We start from the raw sequence: 331 nt of genomic DNA, 5'->3' as shown, positions 1-331 counted from the left end.
ACACCTGACCTTTCCGGTACGGTGCTGCCCCCATGTCTTATACCGAACTCAGCGTTGAAGAGCGCGCCACCATTCAAATCGGTCATGCCCAAGGTTTCAGCCTGCGTGGGATTGCCTGCTTGATCAACCGATCCCCTTCGACCATCAGCCGGGAGCTGCGCCGCAATCGAGATGCCTGTGGTGGCTACTCGGCCCGTGTAGCCCAACAGCAGATGCAAGCCCGCCGCCAGGTGTGTCGACCGATGCGAAAGCTGTTGCCGGGTAGCGAGCGCTTTGAGCTGGTGGTTCATATGCTGCGTGAGCGTTTGTCTCCCGAGCAGATTGCCGGCAA

The 331-nt window shown here is 59.8% G+C and carries 1 protein-coding gene; it reads left to right on the top strand.

Going from position 1 to position 331, the window contains the following annotated elements:
- Positions 1 to 32 precede the first annotated feature (32 nt).
- Positions 33 to 331: helix-turn-helix domain-containing protein (locus tag RT21_RS22950; RefSeq protein WP_046164483.1), on the top strand; the 299-nt coding region annotated here is incomplete at its 3' end.

This window comes from Pseudomonas sp. 10B238 (assembly GCF_000970615.1).
Taxonomy (GTDB): Bacteria; Pseudomonadota; Gammaproteobacteria; order Pseudomonadales; family Pseudomonadaceae; genus Stutzerimonas.
This window is presented reverse-complemented; position numbering and strand designations above follow the sequence as displayed.